Annotated in this window: 18 protein-coding genes; 7 read left to right on the forward strand and 11 right to left on the reverse strand. The window is 67.3% G+C overall.

Going from position 1 to position 21,640, the window contains the following annotated elements:
- Positions 1-20 precede the first annotated feature (20 nt).
- On the reverse strand, positions 21-2,057 hold the full coding sequence (locus GC106_RS02015; protein ID WP_173123685.1) for a transglycosylase domain-containing protein: 2,037 nt from the start codon (positions 2,055-2,057) through the stop codon (positions 21-23).
- 229 nt (positions 2,058-2,286) lie between these two features.
- On the opposite strand from GC106_RS02015, the gene GC106_RS02020 reads away from it, so the two are divergent.
- Positions 2,287-3,390, forward strand: a complete 1,104-nt coding sequence (locus GC106_RS02020) for an AIR synthase-related protein (protein WP_173123687.1) — start codon at positions 2,287-2,289, stop codon at positions 3,388-3,390.
- Between the two features lie 49 nt (positions 3,391-3,439).
- On the opposite strand, the gene GC106_RS02025 is transcribed toward GC106_RS02020, so the two are convergent.
- The 3 genes from GC106_RS02025 to GC106_RS02035 form a co-directional block, all read right to left on the reverse strand.
- Positions 3,440-5,488 (reverse strand): nSTAND1 domain-containing NTPase, encoded by a 2,049-nt coding sequence (locus tag GC106_RS02025; RefSeq protein ID WP_173123689.1) that lies wholly within the window; start codon positions 5,486-5,488, stop codon positions 3,440-3,442.
- On the reverse strand, positions 5,485-6,378 hold the full coding sequence (locus tag GC106_RS02030; RefSeq protein ID WP_173123691.1) for an SIR2 family NAD-dependent protein deacylase: 894 nt from the start codon (positions 6,376-6,378) through the stop codon (positions 5,485-5,487). The genes GC106_RS02025 and GC106_RS02030 overlap by 4 nt, the downstream gene beginning before the upstream one ends.
- 214 nt (positions 6,379-6,592) lie before the next feature.
- Positions 6,593-7,843, reverse strand: coding sequence for an outer membrane protein assembly factor BamB family protein (locus GC106_RS02035; RefSeq protein ID WP_173123693.1), 1,251 nt, complete (start codon positions 7,841-7,843; stop codon positions 6,593-6,595).
- A 137-nt stretch (positions 7,844-7,980) separates the two neighbouring features.
- Between GC106_RS02035 and GC106_RS02040 the strand changes: the two genes are divergently transcribed.
- On the forward strand, positions 7,981-8,730 hold the full coding sequence (locus GC106_RS02040) for an SDR family oxidoreductase (RefSeq protein ID WP_217279925.1): 750 nt from the start codon (positions 7,981-7,983) through the stop codon (positions 8,728-8,730).
- Positions 8,731-8,749: 19 nt separating this feature from the next.
- Here GC106_RS02040 and GC106_RS02045 read toward each other — a convergent pair whose 3' ends face one another.
- From GC106_RS02045 to GC106_RS02065, 5 genes are all read right to left on the reverse strand, one after another.
- Positions 8,750-9,970: a serine hydrolase domain-containing protein gene (locus GC106_RS02045; protein ID WP_173123697.1), complete on the reverse strand. Its 1,221-nt coding sequence runs from the start codon at positions 9,968-9,970 to the stop codon at positions 8,750-8,752.
- Positions 9,971-10,255: 285 nt separating this feature from the next.
- Positions 10,256-11,017, reverse strand: a complete 762-nt coding sequence (locus GC106_RS02050) for an ABC transporter permease (protein WP_173123700.1) — start codon at positions 11,015-11,017, stop codon at positions 10,256-10,258.
- Positions 11,017-11,790: an ABC transporter ATP-binding protein gene (locus GC106_RS02055; RefSeq protein ID WP_173123702.1), complete on the reverse strand. Its 774-nt coding sequence runs from the start codon at positions 11,788-11,790 to the stop codon at positions 11,017-11,019. Before GC106_RS02055 ends, GC106_RS02050 begins: the two co-directional genes overlap by 1 nt.
- Entirely contained in the window at positions 11,790-12,194 is a 405-nt protein-coding gene (locus GC106_RS02060) for a DUF1048 domain-containing protein (protein WP_173123703.1), read from the reverse strand. The genes GC106_RS02055 and GC106_RS02060 overlap by 1 nt, the downstream gene beginning before the upstream one ends.
- Positions 12,191-12,520 (reverse strand): PadR family transcriptional regulator, encoded by a 330-nt coding sequence (locus tag GC106_RS02065; RefSeq protein ID WP_173123705.1) that lies wholly within the window; start codon positions 12,518-12,520, stop codon positions 12,191-12,193. Before GC106_RS02065 ends, GC106_RS02060 begins: the two co-directional genes overlap by 4 nt.
- Before the next feature lie 133 nt (positions 12,521-12,653).
- Between GC106_RS02065 and GC106_RS02070 the strand changes: the two genes are divergently transcribed.
- From GC106_RS02070 to GC106_RS02085, 4 genes are all read left to right on the forward strand, one after another.
- Positions 12,654-13,652, forward strand: coding sequence for an acyl-CoA dehydrogenase family protein (locus GC106_RS02070; protein WP_173123706.1), 999 nt, complete (start codon positions 12,654-12,656; stop codon positions 13,650-13,652).
- A 145-nt stretch (positions 13,653-13,797) separates the two neighbouring features.
- Entirely contained in the window at positions 13,798-13,953 is a 156-nt protein-coding gene (locus GC106_RS02075; RefSeq protein WP_173123708.1) for a hypothetical protein, read from the forward strand.
- Between the two features lie 2 nt (positions 13,954-13,955).
- Complete coding sequence (locus GC106_RS02080) at positions 13,956-16,214, forward strand: TOMM precursor leader peptide-binding protein (protein ID WP_173123710.1); 2,259 nt, start codon at positions 13,956-13,958, stop codon at positions 16,212-16,214.
- A gap of 127 nt (positions 16,215-16,341) precedes the next feature.
- Positions 16,342-18,654, forward strand: coding sequence for a sensor histidine kinase (locus GC106_RS02085; protein ID WP_173123712.1), 2,313 nt, complete (start codon positions 16,342-16,344; stop codon positions 18,652-18,654).
- Between the two features lie 34 nt (positions 18,655-18,688).
- Here GC106_RS02085 and GC106_RS02090 read toward each other — a convergent pair whose 3' ends face one another.
- Together GC106_RS02090 and GC106_RS02095 are read right to left on the reverse strand one after the other, a co-directional pair.
- Complete coding sequence (locus tag GC106_RS02090) at positions 18,689-19,294, reverse strand: response regulator transcription factor (RefSeq protein WP_173123714.1); 606 nt, start codon at positions 19,292-19,294, stop codon at positions 18,689-18,691.
- A gap of 93 nt (positions 19,295-19,387) precedes the next feature.
- On the reverse strand, positions 19,388-20,152 hold the full coding sequence (locus GC106_RS02095; RefSeq protein ID WP_312872352.1) for an AfsR/SARP family transcriptional regulator: 765 nt from the start codon (positions 20,150-20,152) through the stop codon (positions 19,388-19,390).
- Between the two features lie 271 nt (positions 20,153-20,423).
- Here GC106_RS02095 and GC106_RS02100 point away from each other — a divergent pair, with 271 nt between their 5' ends.
- Positions 20,424-21,626, forward strand: coding sequence for a 3-deoxy-7-phosphoheptulonate synthase (locus tag GC106_RS02100; RefSeq protein WP_312872353.1), 1,203 nt, complete (start codon positions 20,424-20,426; stop codon positions 21,624-21,626).
- Positions 21,627-21,640 lie beyond the last annotated feature (14 nt).

Genomic DNA, 21,640 nt, shown 5'->3' on the forward strand with positions numbered 1-21,640 from the left:
TCGTAGGTGGATCTCTTGCGTCAACGATCCCCCAGAATGGTCTGCATGGTCTTGAAGTACGGCGGTGCGGCCACCGTACCGCCGAACGCGCCGTGGCCGCAGGATCCGATGTGGACCGGGTTGCTGGGGCAGAGCTGACCGGGTTTGCCGCCGTCGGCGAAGACCAGGGACGAGACCGCGTACTTGTCCACGCCACCGACGAACGCCACTGACTGGTTGGTCTGAGTCGTGCCGGTCTTGCCGATGTCCGGCCGTGTCCAGCCTGCCGCGCGTGCCGACGCGGCAGTCGTGCCGCTGACGGTGTCCTTGCTCAGCCCTTCCATCAGGGTGCCGGCCACGTCGCCGGCCAGGGCCTGCTCACAAGGGGACGTCTTGATGCCGACCGGGTTGCCCGCGGCGTCAGTGACCGACAGGATCGGCGTCGGCGCGCACCAGACTCCGCCGCTCATCAGCGTCGCCGGGACGTTGGCCAGCTCCAGCGGGCTGACCGGGCTGTTGCCCAGGGTGAACGACGGCTTGTCCTGGAAGTAGTCGGCCTGTGCCTGGTTGCGCTGGGGGTCGGACGAGTTCGGGTCGGGTTTCTGGCCGACGTCGTTGCTGCGCATGGTCGTGCGCAGGCCGAGCCGCGACGCCATGGCGACCACGGCGGGCAGTCCGACTCGCTGTTCCAGTCCGACGAACGCGGTGTTGGGAGACGTGGCGAGGCCGTCGGCCAACGTGATCGGGTCCGGGTAGTCGCCGTCGTTGTGCACGGTGTAGCACTGGCGGTTGCCCGGCAGCGGGAAGCACTGGCTCGGCGGGTTGGGCAGTGGTGTGCCGAGTGATGCCGTGCCCGCTTCCAACGCGGCCGCGGCCGTGAAGACCTTGAACACCGAGCCCGCACCGAACGGGTCGCTCACGTCGGCGACCAGGTCGCGGGTCGTCTGTCCCTGGCCCGCGTCCGTGCCGAGGCTCCGGTTGGCCACCAGCGCGAGGATCTCGTGGGAGGTGGCGCCGGGGGACACGATCGCCATGGTGTTGGCGACGCCGGGTTGCCTGACCGGCACGTTGGCGTCGACCGCCTGCTTGGCGGCCGCGCTCACCGAACTGTCCATTGTGGTCTTGATGGTGAACCCGCCGTGGGTCAGCCGCTCCTCGGTCAGCCCGGCGTCCTCCAGGTACGTGATCGCGTACCGGCAGAAGAACCCGGCGTCTGGCTGGGCGCCGTAGCAGGTGCTCGCCGGGACGTTCGGTCCGGTGACGCCGAGCGGCGCGGCCTTGGCCTGTGTGGCGGTCTGCTGGTCGATGGCGTTGTTCGCGAGCATCGCGTCGATCACTGTGTCGCGCCTGCGCTGGGCGTTCACCGGGTGCGTGTACGGGTTGTACGTCACCGGGTTGTTGACCATGCCGGCCAGCAAAGCGGCCTGCGGCACGGTCAACTTGTCCGCCGTGGTGCCGAAGTAGGCGCGGGCCGCGGCCTCGACGCCGTAGACCTTGCCGGTGAACTCGACGACGTTCAGGTAGTCGGTGAGGATTTCGTCCTTGGCGAGGTGTTCGTCCAGGTCGATGGCGGAGCGGGCCTCACGTATCTTGCGCGTCAGGGTGTCCGCCCGGTCGGCCGCCTGCGCCGCCGGGTCGTCCTTGTCCACGACGTTGATCAAGTAGTTCTTCACCAGCTGCTGGGTGATGGTCGAGCCGCCCTGGCGGTCGCCGCCGGTCGCGTCGGAGATCGCGGCCCGCGCCACGCCCCGCGGATCGATCCCGTGCTCCTGGTAGAACCGCCGGTCCTCAATAGACACCACGGCGTCCTTCATCGCGGCGGAGATCCGGCCGGCGCCGACGGTGATCCGGTACTGGTCGAACACCGAGGCGATCGGCGTGCCGTCACGATCGGTGATGGTGGTCACCCCCGGCAAGTCCTTCGAGATCGCCGTGGGAGTGATCCGGATGACCGAATCACTCACGTCCGCGGCGACCACACCGGCACTGATGGTCACCGGGGCCAGGATTCCGGCGGCAAGACCACCCCCGGCGGCACAGCCGCCGAGCAGCTTGAGCAGATTTCGGCGCACACCCATGTGACCCGAATGTACGCCGCGGTGACCAGGCAGAATGGACGAAGCAGGCATGACGGGCGACAAGATCACGGCATTCGCCGGGTGAGTCCGGTCACTACGGGCGTGCGTGACCGCCAAATCGCCTGGTGGCAGCGGGCGCGTCACCGGATCGTGGCACTAGGGTTGAGCACGCCCCGGCGGAAATTCCGGCGGGACCACGGAGCCGATTTTTCGACGAGGTGTGACGAGAGTGTCCAACCTGGGTGAGTACCAGCGCGCGGGCGTCGACTATTCCATTCTGGACAAGGTCAAGCGGGCCGCGGTGCACCGCGCCGCGGCCACCAGCGGACAGCTCGCCGGGCACGGCGCAGAGGAGGTCAGCGGCTCCCGTGGCTCGACCGCGTACGTGCTGAAGGTCGGCGGCCTCACCCTCGCCACCGTCACCGAGGGCCTGGGCACCAAGTCGGTCATCGCGGAGGACTACCTGGCCCTGACCGGGGAGAGCCGGTTCGCCGACGTCGCCGTGGACGCCGTCGCCGCGATCGTGAACGACGTGATCTCGGTCGGCGCCAACCCGATGGTCGTCACCGCGTACTTCGCCACCGGCGACGCGGCCTGGTACTCCGACGAGCGCAAGTCGCTCGAACTGCTGGCGGGCTGGCAGAAGGCGTGCGAGCTGTCCGGCGCGACCTGGGGCGGCGGCGAGTCGCCCGCGCTGCCCGGCATGCTCACCGGCGCCGGGATCGAACTGGCCGGCAGCGCCCTGGCGCTGGTGCCCGAAGGCCGCGAGCCGGTGTTCGGCGACGGGGTCACGCCCGGCGACCGGATCGTCGTGCTGCCCAGCTCCGGCCTGCACACCAACGGCTCGTCGCTGGCCCGCCGGATCGCCGACCGGCTGCCCGACGGCCTGGGCACCAAACTGCCCAGCGGCCGTGACCTCGGCGCCGCGCTGCTCGACCCCTCGGTGCTCTACCCGGCGTTCGTCCGGGGACTGCTGGAATCGTCGGTGCGGCCGAACTTCCTCAACCCGATCACCGGCCACGGCCTGCTGAAGATGATGCGGTCGTCGACGAACGTCCGGTACGTGCTCGACACCGTGCCCGAGGTCCCGGAGGTGCTCGAGTTCCTGACCCGGCAGGCGGAGATGTCCACCGCGGAGTCGTACGCGACCCTCAACATGGGCATCGGCTACGTCGCGGTCGTCCCGGCGGACGACGCCGACAAGACCGTGGAGATCGCCCGTGCCGCGGGGTACGACGCGATCGTCGCCGGTGAGGTCGTCGCGGGTGACCGTTCGGTGTCGGTTCCTTCGCTGGGAATCGAGTACCACGACGAGGAATTCACCGTCACCTGAGAGCCAGAGCCGCCGCCTGCCGGGCAGCGCGTTCACCAGGCGACTCGTCCTACAGGTCGGCGGCCCAGACCAGAAGTGTGAATACTCCGACCAATCCCAGTGCGACACCTTGGACATATCCGGCGGTTGAGGCCCAGCCAAGACTCTGGAACATCCAGGCGAAACCAATGCCCGCTCCCTGGAGTGTCACGGCCGGTAGTGGCCAGGTGATCAGTAGTTGTTTGGCTTTGCGCCTTTCGGTAAAAGGGACGAGCGCCCTCAGGGCATTTTGTCCGAACGATGCCTGCCTGCCGAGCTGTGTAATCATCATCCCGTAGGGGATGGTGAGAACGAGCGCCGCGTTCGTGATCGTGAGCAGGTGGTATGAAATGCCAAGGTGATTGATCACCGGTTGGAGCAGAAGGGAGGGCACCGCCAATGAGCCGAAGGCCAGCAATGCGGCGCCCGTCCATGCGGCCCAGAGGCTTGCTCTATTGACCTGGAATCGACGTGGCGAGAGGTAGACCGGACAGTTGACGCGGGAGTAGACCAGTTGCAGCCCTCGGCGAACCTGTTCGTTGTCGCTGTTGAGTGCGGCGTGCAGGATCTTTTGCTTCGACTCCTCGAGGCTCTTCGCCGATCCGGTGCGGTTCACGTCGACGTCACCAGGAAAGACTGAGGTGGCCCTGATGAAGGAGCGGGCGGCTCGCAGGGTCAGGATCTCGTTGAGCGCATGCTCCACCTTTTCGCAGTTTTCGTCGGTGAGGGTATCGCTCATCAAGCCGGCCAGTGTGGCGATCGCCCGATCCGACTCGGCGACGAACTGGACGTAGTCCGCCCTGGTTTTCCGGAGACTCTGATGCGGTGGAGTCCCGGGGAAAACCTTCTTCTCGGCCGCGTCATGGATCAACGAAATGAACTGTTTTGCCTCGTCGGTCTGGTGTCTTCGGTGTTCCTCCCGCCATTCCAGAATGATCTTGCCAAGCAGGTCGTGCAGAAGTTCGAACTCCTCGCGGTTCAGCCTGATCACTCGCTGGAGGATCGGGGTTCCGCTCGCGGTGAGGCGTCGCATCACCGACCGGATCAGTCGTACGAGTTCATCCCGTGGCAACCGGGACAACCACGGGCCTTCGTGGTCGTTGTACACGTTGAGGAAGTCCGGCTTCTGCAGCAGGTCGGCGAGATCGTCGACGGTGAGTGCCGTTTTCGCTCCGGTCGGCAGGACCAGGTACCGGGAGACCGCCCAGAAGAGCGCCGTCTGCGCGGGTTCCAGTCCGTTGAGGATTCCCGACGTGAAGTTGCTCAGGATCTGGCTGGCACCACCGAGTTCCTCGTAGGCCCGCAGGTCCAGCCGCGGTTGGTCCAGGCCTTGGGCCTTGCTCCACATCGTCGACCAGATGATCTGGAAGAAGCCGGGTTCGAAGCGTTGTTCGCCAGGTTCCTGGTTGCCGGACGAGCGTTTCTCCAGATCGTCGATGGTCCGGGTGACCAGGCTCCGCTCGACCGCCACGGTCGCGTCCACTGTGTCCAGTGGACCGTAGACGGCCTGCTCGAGCGCTTCGCGGGACAGTGAGGGGATGCGATAGCCGCCGTTGAGCAGGCCCGGCACTCTGCGCATCAACGGTTCGAGGCTGGCGAGGTAGTCCTCTCGCACGCTGATCAGGACGCAGGCGGCATCCGTGCCGCTGTGCACGAGTTTGGCCATGGTGGCGAACAGGTCCTCGGACGACACCCCCGCGTTGATCCGCTCCTCGAACTGGTCGACGATCACCACCGTCCTGCGGTCGGTGTCCACCCAGTGTTGTTCGAGCAGGGGCAGCAGATCCAGGTCGTCCGGTGACTCCCAGTCCGCGTCGGCCAAGGCGGCCCTCGTGCGGGCGAGGATGTCGTCACGGGGATCGGTGATGGTCACCGGAACGTGGGCCTTGTCCGCCAGCAGAACCGGCAGCAGTCCCGCGTTGATCAAGGAGGACTTCCCGGTGCCGCTCGGTGCGTAGACGATGAGGGTCGGCAGCGTCGCGACGAGGTTGGAGACGACCTGTACCTCCCGGTCCCTGCCGAAGAACAGATCGGATTCCGAGGTCCTGAACGGCCGCAGTCCCACCCACGGGTTCGTCATGACATCTCCAGTTCCATGGCCTGCCGGAGCCTTACGCAGAACTGTGCGAGATCTCCGTTGTGCACGTTGACGTTCCGGTGCCGCCACAGATCGACCTCGATCGGGTCCGGGTTCAGCTGCACTGCCCAGTGCCGTCGCTTTTCCCGGCCGGACAACGCATTGCGCAGCGCCAGCACCCGGAGAAACGCCCGGAAGTTCCAGTCGTACAACGAGTAGCCGAGGAACAGGAACCGGCGTGTCTTGTACTCCCTGGTGAGCGCGGGTGGTGGAAAGTACGGTGAGACACTGCCGCCGGAGTTGACTATGAAGTCGACGTAGTCGTCCTCGGTGATGATCACGTTGTCCGGGCCGTCCTGTGCGGACTGGTGGACCGAACCGTGCATCTTGAACAAGAACGTGCAACCGGGCGGGAACTCGCTGACCGCGAAGTCCCGGCTCTCCATGGTCGTTGTCCTGCCGTCCGGGAGGATCAGCTCGAGGCCGAGCATGTGGTGGTCATTGCCGTCGGAGGCTCGTAAACCTTGTGTCACCGTGCATATCGGCCGGTCTGCGGCGTGGAAGGCCCGTTCGATGAACGAGTCGTAGTTCGTGGTGATGATGAAGAGGTTCTGCTGCCGGTTCGGCAGTCCGGCGAGCATGGTGGCCACGTCGCTCGGCCGCTGGCTGGTCTGTTCGATCTCAAAACGCCGGTGCAGATGCTTGTAGAGGGCATCTCGGTCGAAGACGGTGTACTCGAAGACCTGCGCCACTTTGGCCAGTTCATCCGCGGTGCCCTGGGGATAGGCGCCCTCCATCATGGCGACGAGTTCTTTGGCGAGGCCGCGGCTGTCCGGGAGTCGATGGGCGGGGGCGCATCCGACGAGGGACGCGCCCGCCCCGACGAACGGCACGATTTCCCCGTTCGCCAGCCAATCGGCGACCTTGGCGAATGGAAACGCGTCGAGACCGAATGATTCGGCGATCGTGGCTCACCCCTCCGGCGACAGCACCTTTGACTGCTAGGTGCTGTCGCCGGATTGTGGTGAGCTGTTAGCTGTCACTGGGCAACGAATGGGTTTCAGGCTGCTGACCGCTGTATCGTCACCCGGTCGGCGTAGGTATCGGTCACTTGACCGGCTTGTAGGTCGCGCCCTTGTCGACGGCGAGGTACTTGTCGACCATGTCCGGGGAGACGCCGGGCGCGTCCGGCGCGTCCTTGCCGGTCTTGGCGTCCAACGCCACCGGATCGTTGGCGCCTTTGCCGTAGACCAAGCCGTGGTAGGCGGCGGTGATGGTGGGTGCGACGCGGTCGGGGCCGTCCTTGATCTCCCACAACGTGTTCGGGCCGACGTTGGTCGCCTCGAAGGCGAAGGTCCGCTCGCTGTTGCCGTCGCAGACGATGATCGACACCTGGTCGTAGAAGCAGGCGACGTTGTAGCTCAGCATGCTCGGCACGTCGGTGGCCAGGCTGTACAGCGCTTTGCCGGTGGTCACGTCCAGGATGTCGAACTGGTAGTCGCCGCTGCTGTAGACCTTGCGGTTGCTGGCCACCAGCTTGGGCGAGATCGGCATCAGTGTGGTGCCGTAGCCGCCGAGGGGAGTCGACCACTTCTCGGCGCCGTCGGTCTCGGCCAGCCCGGTCAGCGTCCGGGGCTCACCGATGAAGGGCTTGCCGCCGTTGCCGACGACCATGCCGCTGTCCACCTCGCCGGCCAGGAACTGGTCCTTGCTCCACCGCACCTGGTGGGTGTTCCTGTCGATGACGTACGTCAGGCCGACGTTGGTGGAGTCGTCGAAGTACGTGACCACGACGGAAGAGTCCGACGCGCCGACGACAGCGACCTCGCCGCCCATGGTGCTGGTGGCGCCCTTCAGGTCGATGTCGATCGTGGCCGACCAGTCCTTCTCGCCGGACTTGACGTCGACCGCGACCACCTCGATCTTCGGGTGCGCGGGAGTCGTGCCCTTCGCGGGCTCGGACCCGCTGAACGCCGCGTAGACCTTGTCCTGGTGGACGTGCGGCGGTTTGCCGAGCGGCTCGGTGCCGGTCGAGATCTGACCGGGCACCGACCAGAGCGGCCGCGCGGTGAGCCCGTCGAACGCGTTGAGCTCGTTCGCCTTGACGCTGTAGATGTAGCCGTCGTGCAGCGTCGCCAGCTTCCTGTCCCGGTGGAAGAAGGTCTGGCTGGGGAACTTCGCCGACGTCTTCTCGAACACCTTCGGCGGGTCGAACGCCGTGCGCTCGGGCTGCTGCGCCGTGGCCGGCGGTGCCTCGCTCGAGGTGTTTGGTGTGGACTGTCCAGTTTGGCTGCCTTCGCCGCCGCCGCAGGCCGTCAGCACCGCCGCCGCCAGCACGACACCCAAACCCGATTTCAAGCCCCGCATGCTCATCCCCAAGATCGCGAACAACCGTGAGCCGGATGGTAGGCAGCCCGGCCCACGGTTGTCGCGCCGATCTCTTGCGGTTTTCTTTCGGTCGCCGCCTGCCCCGGCCGAGCGGTAAGCTCCCGATCATGGTGCGGGGGCGCGTGGCGTTGGTGACCGGGGTCAGTCGTCGGGCGGGGATCGGTTATGCCGTCGCCCAACGACTTTCCGACCTGGGCGCCCGGTTGTTCCTGCATCACTACGCGCCGCACGACAGCGAACAGCCGTGGGGCGCGGACCCAGACGGGCCGCCGGTGCTCAGTTCCGCCCATGCCTCGGTCGACCTGGCGGATCCCACGGGCCCGCAGCGCTTGATGGACGCCGCGGTCGAGGCGTTCGGGCACGTGGACATCCTGGTGTGCAACCACGCTCTGAGCGGCGGCGACGGCCCGCTGGGCACGCTGGACGCCGAGATGCTCGACCGGCACTGGGCGGTCAACACCCGGTCGGCGATCCTGCTCACCCAGGCCTTCGCCGCTCAGCACGACGGCAGGCCAGGCGGACGCGTCATCTTCATGACGTCCGGTCAGGATCTCGGCCCGATGCGGCATGAGGTCGCCTACGCGGCAGCCAAAGGTGCGCTCGCGTCGATCACCCGCACCCTGGCCGACCACCTCGCCGACCAGATGATCACGCTGAACGCCGTCAACCCCGGGCCGGTGGACACCGGCTACCCCCCGCCTGCGGTGATCGAGCAGGTCAGCCGTCGCTTCCCGCAAGGCCGGTGGGGACAGCCGGACGATCCGGCCCGCCTGATCGCGTGGCTGGTCAGTGCCGACGCCGCGTGGATCACCGGCCAGGTGATCAACTCCGAGGGCGGGTTCCGGCGCTTCGACTGACCAGGCGCTGCCGTGAGCGTCAGCCGAGACAGGACCGGACGGCTGTGATCAGGTTCGCCGCCCGCGGGTCGTCGGGCCGGTAGTTCCAGAGGTTCGTGACGTAGCAGAAGCCGACCTCCGCGTCCGGATCGGCGAAGGCGATCGACCCGCCGGAGCCAGGGTGGCCGAACGACCCCGGCCCGGCCATCGGCACCGGCGGGCAGGCTCGCCAGAACCCGAGCGACATGTTGAAGGAACGGTCAGCCGGGATGGTCAACCCCGGTGGCAGCCCGTACATCGTCGTCTTGTCGGTCTGCACGACGGTCATGCGCTCGACCGTCGCCGGGTCGAGCAGCCGTACGCCGTCGACGTCACTGACTGTGGCGGCATACATCCGAGCCAGCGAGCGTGCGTCCGCGACCATGTTCGCGGCCGGGAACTCCGCCGCGCGCCAGGCACGCGTCCGGAAGTACCCGGTGGAGGGATCCATGGCGCCGCCGAGCACGCCCGCGTGCATCTGGACCGCGTCCGGACTCCACATGGATTGGACCCATGCGGTGACCGTCTCGGCGTCCAGCCCGGATATGGCGACCATCCCGGCGAGCAACTCGTCCAGGGTGAACGCGGCGGCGTCCTCGAACCGCGCCACTCGTGGTTCCTGGTCCTCCGGCAGGCCGATCCAGGCGCTCAGTCCGAGCGGTGCGGCAACCTCCTCGGCGAAGAACCTGCCGAGTGACTTCCCGGTGATCCGGCGTACGACCTCGCCGACCAGATACCCGTACGTGACGGCGTGGTAAACGTGTTGGGTTCCCGGCTGCCACAACGGCTGCTGCGCCTCCAGTGCGCGGATGACCGGGTCCCAGGCGCACGCCTCCTCGAAGGTCAGCGGCCCGTCGACGACCGGCAGGCCGGCCTGGTGCGACAGCAGCCAACGCACCAGGATCTTGTCCTTGCCGTTGGCACCGAACTCCGGCCAGTACCGGACCACCGGGGCGTCCAGATCCAGGTCACCGCGCTGTGCCAGTAAATGGGCGCAGATCGCGGTGGCGCCCTTGGTCGTCGACGCCACCTGGACGATGGTGTCCTTGTGCCACGGCCGGTTCGCCTCCCGATCGGCGAGACCGTCCCACAGGTCGACGACCGGACGGCCGCCCACGTAGACACTGCAGGCCGCGCCGATCTCGCCGGGGTTTCCCTCGAAGTTCGCGCGGAACGCGTCGGCGACCTTTCCCCAGCCGTCCTCGACATGGGTGTCCGTCATGATGTGTTCCCTTCCTCAAGCGGGCACGGCGAAGAAGCCCGCATACGGGTCAAAGCACTGTGGTTGTCGCTGATCCGGCCCGCAGGGCCGCGGCGACTAGGCCGTGTTTCAAATGCCCGATCGCGATAGCCGGGCCGGATGCGGCCCCTGACGCCACCGCGGGACCGCCCAAAGACAACCAGTATTCGCGGCGATCCCGCGGCGACGCCAGGAACCGCCCCACCGAGCCGATTCCGGCCTCCGGCCGGGGCAGACTCTCATCGACCGGGACATTCGAAACACGACCTAGGAGATCCTGCGGCGGTAAGAGGCCGTGGCGAAGACGTACGCCACCACAAGGATGCCGGCGCACCACGCCAGGGCGATCCAGATGTCGGTGCCCACCGGCTGCTGCGCGAACAGGTCACGGATGGAGTTGACGATGGACGTCACCGGCTGGTTCTCGGCGAACCAGCGCACTGGGCCGGGCATGGTGCCGGTGGGGACGAACGCCGAGCTGAGGAACGGCAGGAAGATGAGCGGGTAGGAGAACGCCCCCGCGCCTTCCGCCGACTTGGCGGTCAGACCGGCGATCACCGCGATCCACGTCAGCGCGAGGGTGACCAGGATCAGGCTGCCGATGACCGCGAGCCAGGCCGGCACCCCTGCCCCTGACCGGAAGCCCATGAGCAGAGCGACTCCGACGACGATCACGAGCGAGATCAGGTTGGCGACCAGCGAGGTCAGCACGTGCGCCCACAGCACGCCCGACCGTGCGATCGGCAGGGACTGGAAGCGCTCGAAGATCCCGCTCTTCAGGTCGATGAAAAGCCGGTACGCGGTGTAGGAGACGCCTGAGGCGATCGTGATCAGCAGGATGCCGGGCAGCATGTAGTTCACATACGACCCCGAGCCCGTGTTGATCGCGCCGCCGAACACGTAGACGAATATCAGCATCATGACGACCGGCACGATCGCGGTCGTGATGATGGTGTCCACACTGCGCGTGATGTGGCGCAGGGATCGTCCCAACAGGATGGTGGTGTCGCCGAGAAAGTGCTTGGCCATCAGGAGTCCTTGCCGTTGGCGCCGACGATGGCGAAGAAGACGTCCTCCAGGGTCGGCTGCTTCTCGACGTATTCGACCTTGGCAGGCGGGAGAAGCCGCCTGAGTTCGGCGAGGGTGCCGTTGACGATGATCCGGCCCTGGTGCAGGATCGCGATCCGGTCGGCGAGTTGTTCGGCCTCGTCCAGGTACTGCGTCGTCAGCAGTACCGTGGTACCGCGTGCGGCGAGGGCCTTCACGGCGTCCCACACCTCGATGCGTGCTTCGGGGTCGAGCCCGGTGGTCGGTTCGTCCAGGAAGATCACCGGCGGATTCCCGATGAGGCTCATGGCGATGTCCAGCCGGCGGCGCATGCCGCCCGAGTACGTCGCCACCTTCCGCGTGGCCGCCTCGGTCAGCGAGAACCGCGTGAGCAGGTCGTCCGCGATCCTGCCCGGGTTCTTCTGGTGCCGCAGCCGGGCGACGAGCACGAGGTTCTCGCGTCCACTGAGGACTTCGTCGACGGCGGCGAACTGCCCGGTGAGGCTGATCGACTCCCGCACGTCCGCCGGCTGGGTGGCGACGTCGAAGCCGTTGACGCTCGCCGTTCCCGCGTCCGCCTTGAGCAATGTGGACAGGATTCGCACGACCGTGGTCTTGCCCGCCCCGTTGGAGCCCAGCAGCGCGAAGATGCTGCCGCGTGCCACGTCGAAGTCCACACCGCGCAGTACCTGCAACGCCTTGTAGGACTTCCGCAGGCCCTGCACACGGATCGCCTGGACTTGCTGTGTCGTCATCAGACGGTCCCGTCCTGGTTCCCGGCGTCTTCGCCGGCGGCCTGGTCGATGGCGCTGATCAGCCTGTTCCGTTCCCTGGCGACGTATCCGCCCTTCGTGTAGTTCTGCACCAACGCCTCCACGAACTCCACCGGGTCCTGCCCGACGATCTCGCGGATCGGCGTTCCGTCCGCCGCGGCCCGTTCGAACAGGTCGGCGACATCCTCGAACAGCGATGCCGCGCCATCGGAGTCCGAGGGCCCGAAGTGCATGACGTACCGTTCGATCGCCTCCACCGCCGTGCGGTAGTTCGGGGGGAGTTGCTTCACGCGCGCCTTGTACTGCCGCCATCGACGCTTGTCGCCGATCACCGTCGTGATGAACTTGGCGATCAAGCCGTCCTTGTCCGTGTCGGACATGGTCATGTGCCTCCTTTGTGGAGCTGTTCGAGCCGTTCGGAGAGAAAGCTCCAGGTCTTCCAGAACTCGTCGAGGTGTCGGCGTCCCTGAGCGTTGAGCGAGTAGACCTTGCGTGGCGGTCCCTTCTCGGACGGGACCTTCGCCACGTCGACGAAACCGCGTTGCTCGATCCTGATCAGCAACGCGTAGACGGTGCCCTCGGCGATGTCGGAGAAACCCTGCTCCCGCAACCACGCCGTGATCTCGTAGCCGTACGCGGACCGGCCGGACAGGATCGCCAGCACGATGCCCTCCAGCACGCCCTTGAGCATCTCCGTCATCTGCTTACTCACGGACCACCTCCTCGTGGTACCCAGTGATGCTGAGTACCGGTAGATAGTAACACTGAATAGTGGTTCGGCAAGCCCTCCGGGTGACTTCCGGGAAGTTAGGGCAACCTAACCTGAAAATGGTTATGATGGTCGAATGACTGATCTGGTTGAGCGTGCGCGGTGGATCGCGGACACGGTGTTGTTCCCGGATGCCTCGCAGGTCGACGCGAGCGGCGTCATCCCCGAGAGCCACTTCCGTGTCATGGCGGCTGAAGGCCTGTACGGTGTCGCGGCCCCGGCGGCAGGCCTGGAACCCGCCGACCTCGTCGGGGTGATCGAAGTACTGGCGGGCGGCTGTCTGGCCACGACGTTCACCTGGATCCAGCACCACGTCACGGTCATCGGCCTGGCCAACACGCGGAACGCCGGCCTGCGTGCCCAATACCTCGATGACCTCGCCGCGGGCCGGAAACGCAGCGGCGTCGCCTTCGCCGGTGCCCTGGCGGATCCGCCGCGCCTGCGGGCGTCCCGAGTGGACGGTGGATGGATCTTCGACGGCGATGCGCCCTTCGTGAGCGGCTGGGGCATCGTGGACGTCCTGCAGTTGTCCGGCAACGCGCAGGACGGCATCGTCAACGCCTTGGTGGACGCCAAAGGCTTGGCCGCGCAGCCGTACGAACTGGTGTCGTTGCAGGCCACGGCAACCGTGCGGCTGAAGTTCGACAAGCTGTTCATCCCGGACGCGCGGATCATCGGAGTGCTGCCGCTGGAGCAGTTCCAGGCGACGCAGCACATCGGCTCCCGGCTGAACGGTGCCTTGCCGACCGGGCTTGCCCTGCGCTGCGCCCGGCTGTTGGACGAACACGGCCGGGCGCAGGCCGCGGCCGCGATTCGTGGCCGGATCGACGAAGTCCGGGCCGCGTTGGACGCGGGCATGGCCGACCCCGAGTCGTTGCCCGCGGCCCGCGCGGCAGCGTCCGAACTGGCCTATCGCGCGGCCGCGGCCGTGGTGGTCGCTGAAGGCTCCCCGGCGGTGGTCGCCGGTGGTCACGGCCAACGCCTTGTCCGCGAGGCACTTTTCACCCTCGTGGCCGGAAGCCGCACGCCGATGAAGAACGCGTTGCTGGACGTGCTGACGTCCCAGCAGGCATGATACCGGTGCGACTGCTCCGATCGGATGTCGTCCACTGTGAGGATCACACATGTGGACGGTGGAATACCGCACTGGCGCGAGGGATCGCCCGGCGAGACCATTCATGGGACCTGTTGGTGCGGTAACGCCATGGATAGGACGTCACATGACTGTTCTCGATGACATCCTCGCGCAGATGACCACGAAGTCGCCGGCCGAGCCCGCCGGCCTGCTCATCGAACGGTTCGACCACTGGCACAATCCGGCCGACGCGATGGTGCTGCCGACCAGGACCGGCTGCTCCGCGGGCGAAACGGACTGACAATGGCCGAGACCGGGCCCGCTTGGCCGATCGGCTTCAAGCGTCACCTGCGGGCCGAGGTCGCCGAAGGCGACGGAGTGTTCGTGTTCGCCGAAGACGGCGTGACTGTGTTACGTGGCACGGGAATCGGCGCGGTGGCGGGACTGCTGGACGTCCCGGCGCCGGCACCCGACCTGATGGCCGCCCGGCCAGGCGGCCTGGCGCCCGGCCAAGTCGGCCACGTGCTCGCTCGGCTGGCCGAGTCCGGTCTGCTGTCCCATCGCCGCCCGGCACCGGGCTCCGATCCCGCCGCGGACGCCTACTGGGAGGCGGCCGGAATCGACCCAGCGGACGCCGTCACCGGGATCGACGGCGCACGCGTCAGAGTCGACGTCATCGGTGACGTCGACCCGGGCCCGGCTCGCACTGCCCTGGCGGGTATCGGGCCCGTGCGCGTCGTCGGCGACGGTCCTGCGGATCTCGCGGTAGTGCTGTGCGACGACTACCTCAACCCCACGCTGGCCGAGGCCGACGCGGCCTGCCGTGCGGCTGGAATTCCTTGGCTGCCCGTCAAACCGCTCGGTACCAAGATCTGGCTCGGTCCCGTGTTCACTCCGGGGCCGGGCTGCTGGCACTGCCTCGCCGCCCGGTTGCGCGTACATCGGGTGGCCGAGTCATCCGCGCTGCTCGCGTTGGGACACTCCGGGCCCGCGCCGTACCCCCTCATCGCCACGCCCACATCTGCCGCGCTCGCCGGGCACTTCGCAGCGATGGAGGTCAGTTCATGGCTGGCCGGCAGGCGGCGCCCGGGGCAGCGGTCCGTGTGGACGTTCGACACCCTCGGCCGGAGCACCGAATCGCACGAACTGCGGCCACGTCCACAGTGCCCGGTGTGCGGCGACCCAGGCCTGATGCGGGCACTGGCTCGGACGCCGGTCACGCTCAATTCACGTTCCACAGTGGACTCAGGCGGCGGCCACCGGTCCAGCACGGCTGTCGAGACACTGGACCGATACCGGCACCTGATCAGTCCGGTGACCGGTGTGGTCAAACAGATCCAGCAGGATAGTCGCGGTCCGGCGATGTTCAACTCGTTCCGGTCCGGCGCGAACCTCGCGGTATCCGGCCTGAGCATCGACAACCTGCGCTCCGCGGTGCGGTTCGAGACCGGGGGCAAGGGGGTCACGCCGCTGGACGCGGAAGTCGGCGCGCTGTGCGAGGCGATCGAGCGCTACAGCGGCACCTTCGCGGGCGACGAGGAACGAGTACCAGGGTCCTTGCGGTCGTTGGGTGATGACGCGATCCATCCCAACACCTGCCAGCTCTACGACCCGCGGCAGTACACGCGGCGGCGGGCCTGGAACGCCGCACACGCGCCTTTCCAGTACGTCTGCGATCCGCTGGACGTCGACGCCGAGCTCGACTGGACTCCGGTGTGGTCACTGACGAACCGTCGTTTCCGCCTGCTGCCGACCGGCCTGCTGTACTTCAACGCCCCGGCCGCACCAGGACCCCGGTACGTTTTCGCCGACTCCAACGGAAACGCGGCGGGCAGCAGCCTGGAAGACGCTGTCCTGCAAGGTGCGTTGGAGATCGTGGAACGCGACGCGGTCGCCTTGTGGTGGTACAACCGCCTCACCATGCCCGGGGTCGATCTCACCTCCTTCGCCGACGAGTGGATCGCGGGCCTGCGCGAGGTCTACGCCGAACTCGGCCGCGAACTGTGGGTCCTCGACGTCACCTCGGACGTCGGCATCCCGGTCATGGTCGCGGTGTCCCGCAAGCTCGGCCCCGGCCCGGAGGACATCACGTTCGGATTCGGGGCACACCTCGACCCGCGCATCGCCCTGCGGCGGGCGCTGACCGAGCTGAACCAGCTCATGCCTCCGTTGATCGCCAGTGATGACGCGTACGGCTGTGAGGACATCGACGCGGTCCGGTGGTGGCAGGAAGCGACTTTGGCGGGGCAGCCGTACCTCGCGCCCGCGCGCTCGGTCCGGCCGCGAACCCCGGCGGACTACCCGGACCTGACCGGCGACGACCTACTTGACGAAGTGAACCTGGTGCGCGCCAGGCTGGAGCGGCTGGGCCTGGAGGTGCTGGTCCTCGACCAGACCCGGCCGGACACCGGCCTGCCGGTGGTCAAGGTGATCGTGCCGGGCATGCGGCACTTCTGGACCCGTTTCGCACCAGGCAGGTTGTTCGACGTCCCGGTCCGGCAGGGCCTGCTTTCCCGGCCACGCCGGTACGACGAGCTCAACCCGTACCCGATGTTCCTGTAGCCGCAAGGCGTTCCGCGCACGCTGAAACGGCCTTTCCCTCGCCTTCGCTCCTCGTCGCCAGTGATCGCCATCACTACAATGGGACCAACTTCGCCATTGGGACAACTGGGGTACTGGGGGCCTGTTGATGACGGCTGACCGGGATGGGCCATACCTGGCGCCGAAAGTGGCCGCGGCGATCGTCGCGGTCGACTTCTGCTGCTACAGCGCGTTCGGGCTGTTACAGATGCTCGACGCGGACGCGGGCGTGCTCGAGCTGGCGGTCGGTGTGCTGCTGATGGCCATGATGTTGTCCTTCCACATGCTCTTCTTCCACCAGTGGCGCAACTACCTGCTGCTGGGAGTCCAGGCTCTGCTGGCGTACGTGCCGATCATCTGGTTCGGGCAGGCGTGGATCGGCATGCCGAGTTTCCTGGCGGGCAGGATTCTGCTGTTGCTCCCGTCGGTGGCGGGCTGGCTGTCGTTCGCGGGGATCGTGCTGCTCACCGCCCTGGCGCAGGCGGCGGTGAACGACTCGATGCTGGACGTCATCTACACCACAGTCACCACAGCGTTGTTCGGCCTGGCCATCTACGGGCTGACCTGGCTGTCGAAACTGGTCACCCGGTTGCACGACGCACACAGCGAACTGGCCAACTGCGCGGTGACGGACGAGCGGCTGCGGTTCGCCAGAGACCTGCACGACCTGCTCGGCCTGAGCCTGTCGGCCATCTCGTTGCGCGGTGCGACCGCGCTGCGGCTACTGGCCCGCAGTCCTTCGCTGGCCAAGGAAGAACTGTCCGGAATCCTCGACGTGGCACGCCGGGCGCTCGCCGATGTCCGTGTGGTGGCAGGCGGTTATCACGAGCTGTCGTTGGAGGACGAGTGCGAGGCCGCGGAGTCGATGCTGTCCTCGGCGGACATGAAGACCACAGTGGACCTGACAGGCGAGCCCATGCCGGCTTCGGTGCGGACCGCGTTGGCCAGGGTGTTACGGGAGGGCGTGACGAACGTGTTGCGCCACAGCAAGGGCACGCGGTGCGAGATCACCGTTCGGAAGGACGGCGGCGACGCGGTTCTGAAGGTCGTCAACGACGGCGCCACCGTCGAACAACAGGAGCGGATCAACGAAGGCAGCGGCGGCATCCAGAACCTCAGGCACCGGGTCGCCGAGCTCGGCGGGGACCTGACCGCGGGGCGGCTGGACGGCGAGAAGTTCGAGCTGCGGGCCCGTATTCCGTTACTCGCCTCGCCGGAAGATCGAGAGGCCAAGCCGGAGTGGGTTGCGCCGCGCGGGGGTTGGCGGCCACGTCAAGAACCACCACGCTGGCTGCTGACCGCCGTGCTGTGCCTGACCTGCCTGTCCGCGGCCATCCACGTGTTGTACCAAGCTGACACGACGGTCGACCTGTGGGTGAACCTCGGCATCCTGCTTTCGTTGCTGGCGTTGCAGCTCGGCTATTTCAGCCGGCCGACCCGCCGGCTGTCGTCCGCGTCCGGCTACCTGATGCTCGGCCTGATGGCCGTGCTGGCGAGCGCGCCCGTGGTGCTGTGCGGCGCGGACTGGGTGAGCCTGCCCGGCCTTCTCGCGGGCAGTACGTTGCTGGTGCTTCCACCGCGGTTCGCTTGGGTGGCGTTCGGCGCCGTCGTCGCCGCCACCGGCTGGGGACGCGGGTACTTCGACGCTCCGGAACTCAGCGTGGCCTTCACCGTGATCGCCACGGTGACCAACGGCCTGATCGTGTACGGCCTGACCTGGTTGTCGCGCCTGGTGACCGACCTCGAAGCGGCACGAATGGAACTCGCCCGGCGCGCGGTGGCAGGCGAACGGCTGCGGTTCGCCAGGGACCTGCACGACCTGTTGGGGCTCAGCCTGTCCGCGATCACGTTGAAGTGCGAGCTGACCCGCAGGCTGATCGCCATCGACCCGGTCAAGGCGCGGGCGGAACTGATGACGATCCAGGACCTGACCCGGCAGGCACTGACCGACGTGCGCTCGGTGGCCAGCGGCTACCAGAACGTCTCCCTGGACGCGGAATCGCAGGCCGTCCGGTCGCTGCTGGCGGCCGCGGACGTGACTGTCCGGATGGAGACCAGATACGGCGCGCTGCCCGCGAAGGTCCGGACCGTGCTCGCCGCCCTGCTGCGGGAAGGTGTGACGAACGCTTTGCGGCACAGCAAGGTCCGGCGCTGCGAGATCGTGATCAGGCAGGACGGTGAAACGGTGACGCTGCAGATCGTCAATGACGGTGCGGCGGCGGGAACTTCGGGTGGTGACGATTCCCTTGGCGGCAGCGGAATCCGCAACCTGGCGCACCGGGTCCGGGCCCTGGGCGGCGAACTGTCCGCGCGACCGATCCCCGGTGGCCGGTTCAGGTTACGGGCGACCCTGCCCACCCAGGTCGAGTCGGCCGGTCACAGCGACGAGGCCGTGGGCGTCATTTCGACCGCGGTGTGGTGAGCACAGGCCGCATCCGGCCCGGCGAGCCGTCAACCTAGAGCCAGCCGGCTTCGCGGGCGATCCGGATGGCGTCCAACCGGTTGCGGCCCTGTAACTTCGTCACGCTCGTCGTGAGGTAGTTGCGCACGGTTCCCAGCGACAGGTTGAGGTCGGCCGCGATGTCGGTCGGATTCTTGCCGTCCGCGGCCATCCTCAGCACCTGGATCTCCCGGTTGGTCAGCGGGCATTCCGTGCTGCCCCAGGCGGCCACGGCCAGGTCGCCGTCCACCACTCGGCGACCGGCCGCGACTCCGCGCACGGCGTTGGCCAGTTCGTCGGCGGGCGAGTCCTTGAGGATGAACCCGCTGACGCTGGCCGACAACGCACGCCGCAACGTGCCCGGACGGCCCAGGTTGGTCAGGATCAACGTGCGGCAGGTGGGAACGCGGTGGTGGATCTCGCCTGCCGCGTCCAGTCCGTCCTTGCGCGGCAGGTCTATGTCGATCACGGCGACGTCCGGGCGGGTACGTAAGGCCGCGGGCAGGATCTCGTCGCCCTCGGCGACCTCGGCCACGACTTCGATGTCGGGTTCGAGGTTCAGCAACGCGGCCAGCGCGCCGCGGATCATGTGCACGTCCTCGGCCAGCAGTACCTTGATCATCAGTCCCCCCTCACTGATCGACCATGGCCCAGCCAACGGGCCGATCGGGCGTTATGTCCGAGTTTAGCCCGCAACTGGCAACTGGCAGGGGGTCTATCGTCCCGGCTGGTCGTCGGAGAGCAGGCCCAGCAGCAACTGCTGCAGTTCCCGGCCCGGTTCCAGACCCAGCTCCCTGACCAGCGTGGTTCGCAGTTCGTGGTACGTGTACACGGCCTCACCGCGCCGGCCGCTGCGCTGGAGGACCTGGATCAACTGGGCGTGCACCTGTTCGTCCAACGGGTTCTCGGTGGCCAGCGCCCGCAGTTCGCCGAGCAGTTCCCGGTGCATGCCCGCTTCGATCTCGGCCTGTATCCGCAGGTTGTGCGCGTTGCGCCGACGCTCCTGCAACTCCGCCGCGTAGGCGGTGAGCCGGGGCCCGCACTCGACGTTGGCCAGTGGGGGACCGGACCACAACGACATCGCGGAGCGCAAGATCCCGGCCGCCTCGGCGTACCGCTGCTCCGCCATGGCCGCGCGGCCTTGTTCATAGCGCCTGCGGAAATGGAACACGTCGACCTGATCCGGCTCGATCGCCAACTGGTAACCGCCGGTCCTGGTCCGCACGAAGTTTTTCGGATCGTCGGTGAAACCGTTGTCCTTCGCGAGTTTCCGCAGGTGATAAACGTACGTCTGCATGGTTCGCTGCGCGCTGGCGGGCCGTACGTCCCACCACAGTTCCCGGCGCAGTGATTCGCTGGTGACGGTCATTCCCGGCTGTGCGAGCAGCATTGCCAGCAGCTGCAGCAACTTCGGGGCGTTCGGCGTGCAGTCACGCCCGTCGAAGCTGATCTCGACCGGGCCGAGCAGGGTGAACGTCACCCGGGCCTGGCTAGCGGATCGGCCACTGTCCATCAAGTTCCCCCTTCGTGCTTCGTCAGGTTCGAGAAACTGTCGCAAAAGTTTCCAGCGCCACGGCAGTGAAGCGGGACATGTGGTTGAGGTGAATCAATACCGGTGCGCCCTGTGTGAAATTCATGGTCCGGGGCGTCGACGGCGCTTCGACGCCAGTTCGAACCCGCACCCGTAGCGTCGGCTCCATTGGTGCTGCGTCGCCGTGAACATGGACAACCACCAGACGTTTGGGGAACGGGTGAATTCCACTATTCGGCTAGAGGCGCCCGCGTACGAGGTCGTGCCGGATCTCGGGCCGGTCCCGGCCGCACAACAGCCCGAATGGCACGACCTCCCGCATCTGGCACGGGTCCGTGCCAAGCTCGCCGCCGAGCCGGGACTGGTGCGAGCAGATCATGTGGACTTGTTGAAGTCGGCGCTCGCCGGCGTGGCCCAGGGCAGGGCACACGTGCTGCAGGCGGGCGACTGCGCCGAGGACCCGGCTCATCGGACGCGAGGACACGTCTCCCGCAAAACAGCGTTGCTGGATCTGTTGGCGGGCACGCTGAAACTCATCGCCGGCAAGCCGGTGGTCCGCGTCGGCCGGATCGCCGGGCAGTTCACCAAGCCCAGGTCGGTGGGCGTCCAGGTGGTCGGTGGGGTCGAACTGCCGGTCTACCGAGGCCACATGATCAACGCTCCTGGTCCCGATCCGGAGAGCAGACGGCCGGACCCTGACCGGATCCTCGAGTGCTACCGCGCCGCGCACGAGGTGATGGGACATCTCGGCTGGTTTGACGGCATCGGCCAGGCGCGCGTGGACGCGCCCGTCTGGACCAGTCATGAGGCGCTGCTCCTGGACTACGAGATACCGATGGTCCGGCAGGACGGCCCGGGCCGTCCGGTGCTGGCGTCCACGCATTGGCCGTGGATCGGCAACCGAACGCGCCAGGTGGACGGTGCGCACGTCGCACTGCTCGCTCAGGTGCGTAATCCGTTGTCCTGCAAGGTGGACGCGGATATCACCGTGGACGAGTTACTGGCGTTGTGCGAACGGCTCGATCCCGGCCGTGAGCCCGGCAGGCTGACTTTCATCTCACGCATGGGCGCGGAAATCGTCGCCGATCGGTTGCCGCCGCTCGTGGTCGCGGTGCGAGACGCGGGCCATCCGGTCGTCTGGCTGTGCGATCCCATGCACGGCAACACGATCCGTACGCCGGACGGGCTCAAGACCCGGCTGGTGGACACGATGGTCCGTGAGGTCACCGAGTTCCAGACGGCTGTCACCGCGGCCGGTGGCGTGGCGGGCGGCGTGCACCTGGAGACCACCACCGAGGACGTCACCGAGTGCGTGACCGACGAGTCCGAACTGGACCGTGTCGGCGACAGATACACCAGCTTGTGCGATCCGCGGCTCGCCCCGGCCCAGGCGGTGGCCGTGGTGTCCGCGTGGCGCGGATGACCCGGCAGACAAGG

Origin of the sequence: Kibdelosporangium persicum (genome assembly GCF_013280595.1) — a bacterium.
GTDB lineage: Bacteria > Actinomycetota > Actinomycetes > Mycobacteriales > Pseudonocardiaceae > Kibdelosporangium > Kibdelosporangium persicum.

Excerpts from the sequence above, each read along its gene's own strand:
- GC106_RS02015 (WP_173123685.1), bottom strand. The coding sequence starts at position 2,057 with ATGGGTGTGCGCCGAAATCTGCTCAAGCTGCTCGGCGGCTGTGCCGCC.
- GC106_RS02025 (WP_173123689.1), bottom strand. The coding sequence starts at position 5,488 with ATGACGAACCCGTGGGTGGGACTGCGGCCGTTCAGGACCTCGGAATCC.
- GC106_RS02040 (WP_217279925.1), top strand. The coding sequence starts at position 7,981 with ATGGTGCGGGGGCGCGTGGCGTTGGTGACCGGGGTCAGTCGTCGGGCG.
- GC106_RS02045 (WP_173123697.1), bottom strand. The coding sequence starts at position 9,970 with ATGACGGACACCCATGTCGAGGACGGCTGGGGAAAGGTCGCCGACGCG.
- GC106_RS02050 (WP_173123700.1), bottom strand. The coding sequence starts at position 11,017 with ATGGCCAAGCACTTTCTCGGCGACACCACCATCCTGTTGGGACGATCC.
- GC106_RS02055 (WP_173123702.1), bottom strand. The coding sequence starts at position 11,790 with ATGACGACACAGCAAGTCCAGGCGATCCGTGTGCAGGGCCTGCGGAAG.
- GC106_RS02060 (WP_173123703.1), bottom strand. The coding sequence starts at position 12,194 with ATGACCATGTCCGACACGGACAAGGACGGCTTGATCGCCAAGTTCATC.
- GC106_RS02070 (WP_173123706.1), top strand. The coding sequence starts at position 12,654 with ATGACTGATCTGGTTGAGCGTGCGCGGTGGATCGCGGACACGGTGTTG.
- GC106_RS02075 (WP_173123708.1), top strand. The coding sequence starts at position 13,798 with ATGACTGTTCTCGATGACATCCTCGCGCAGATGACCACGAAGTCGCCG.
- GC106_RS02080 (WP_173123710.1), top strand. The coding sequence starts at position 13,956 with ATGGCCGAGACCGGGCCCGCTTGGCCGATCGGCTTCAAGCGTCACCTG.
- GC106_RS02085 (WP_173123712.1), top strand. The coding sequence starts at position 16,342 with ATGACGGCTGACCGGGATGGGCCATACCTGGCGCCGAAAGTGGCCGCG.
- GC106_RS02090 (WP_173123714.1), bottom strand. The coding sequence starts at position 19,294 with ATGATCAAGGTACTGCTGGCCGAGGACGTGCACATGATCCGCGGCGCG.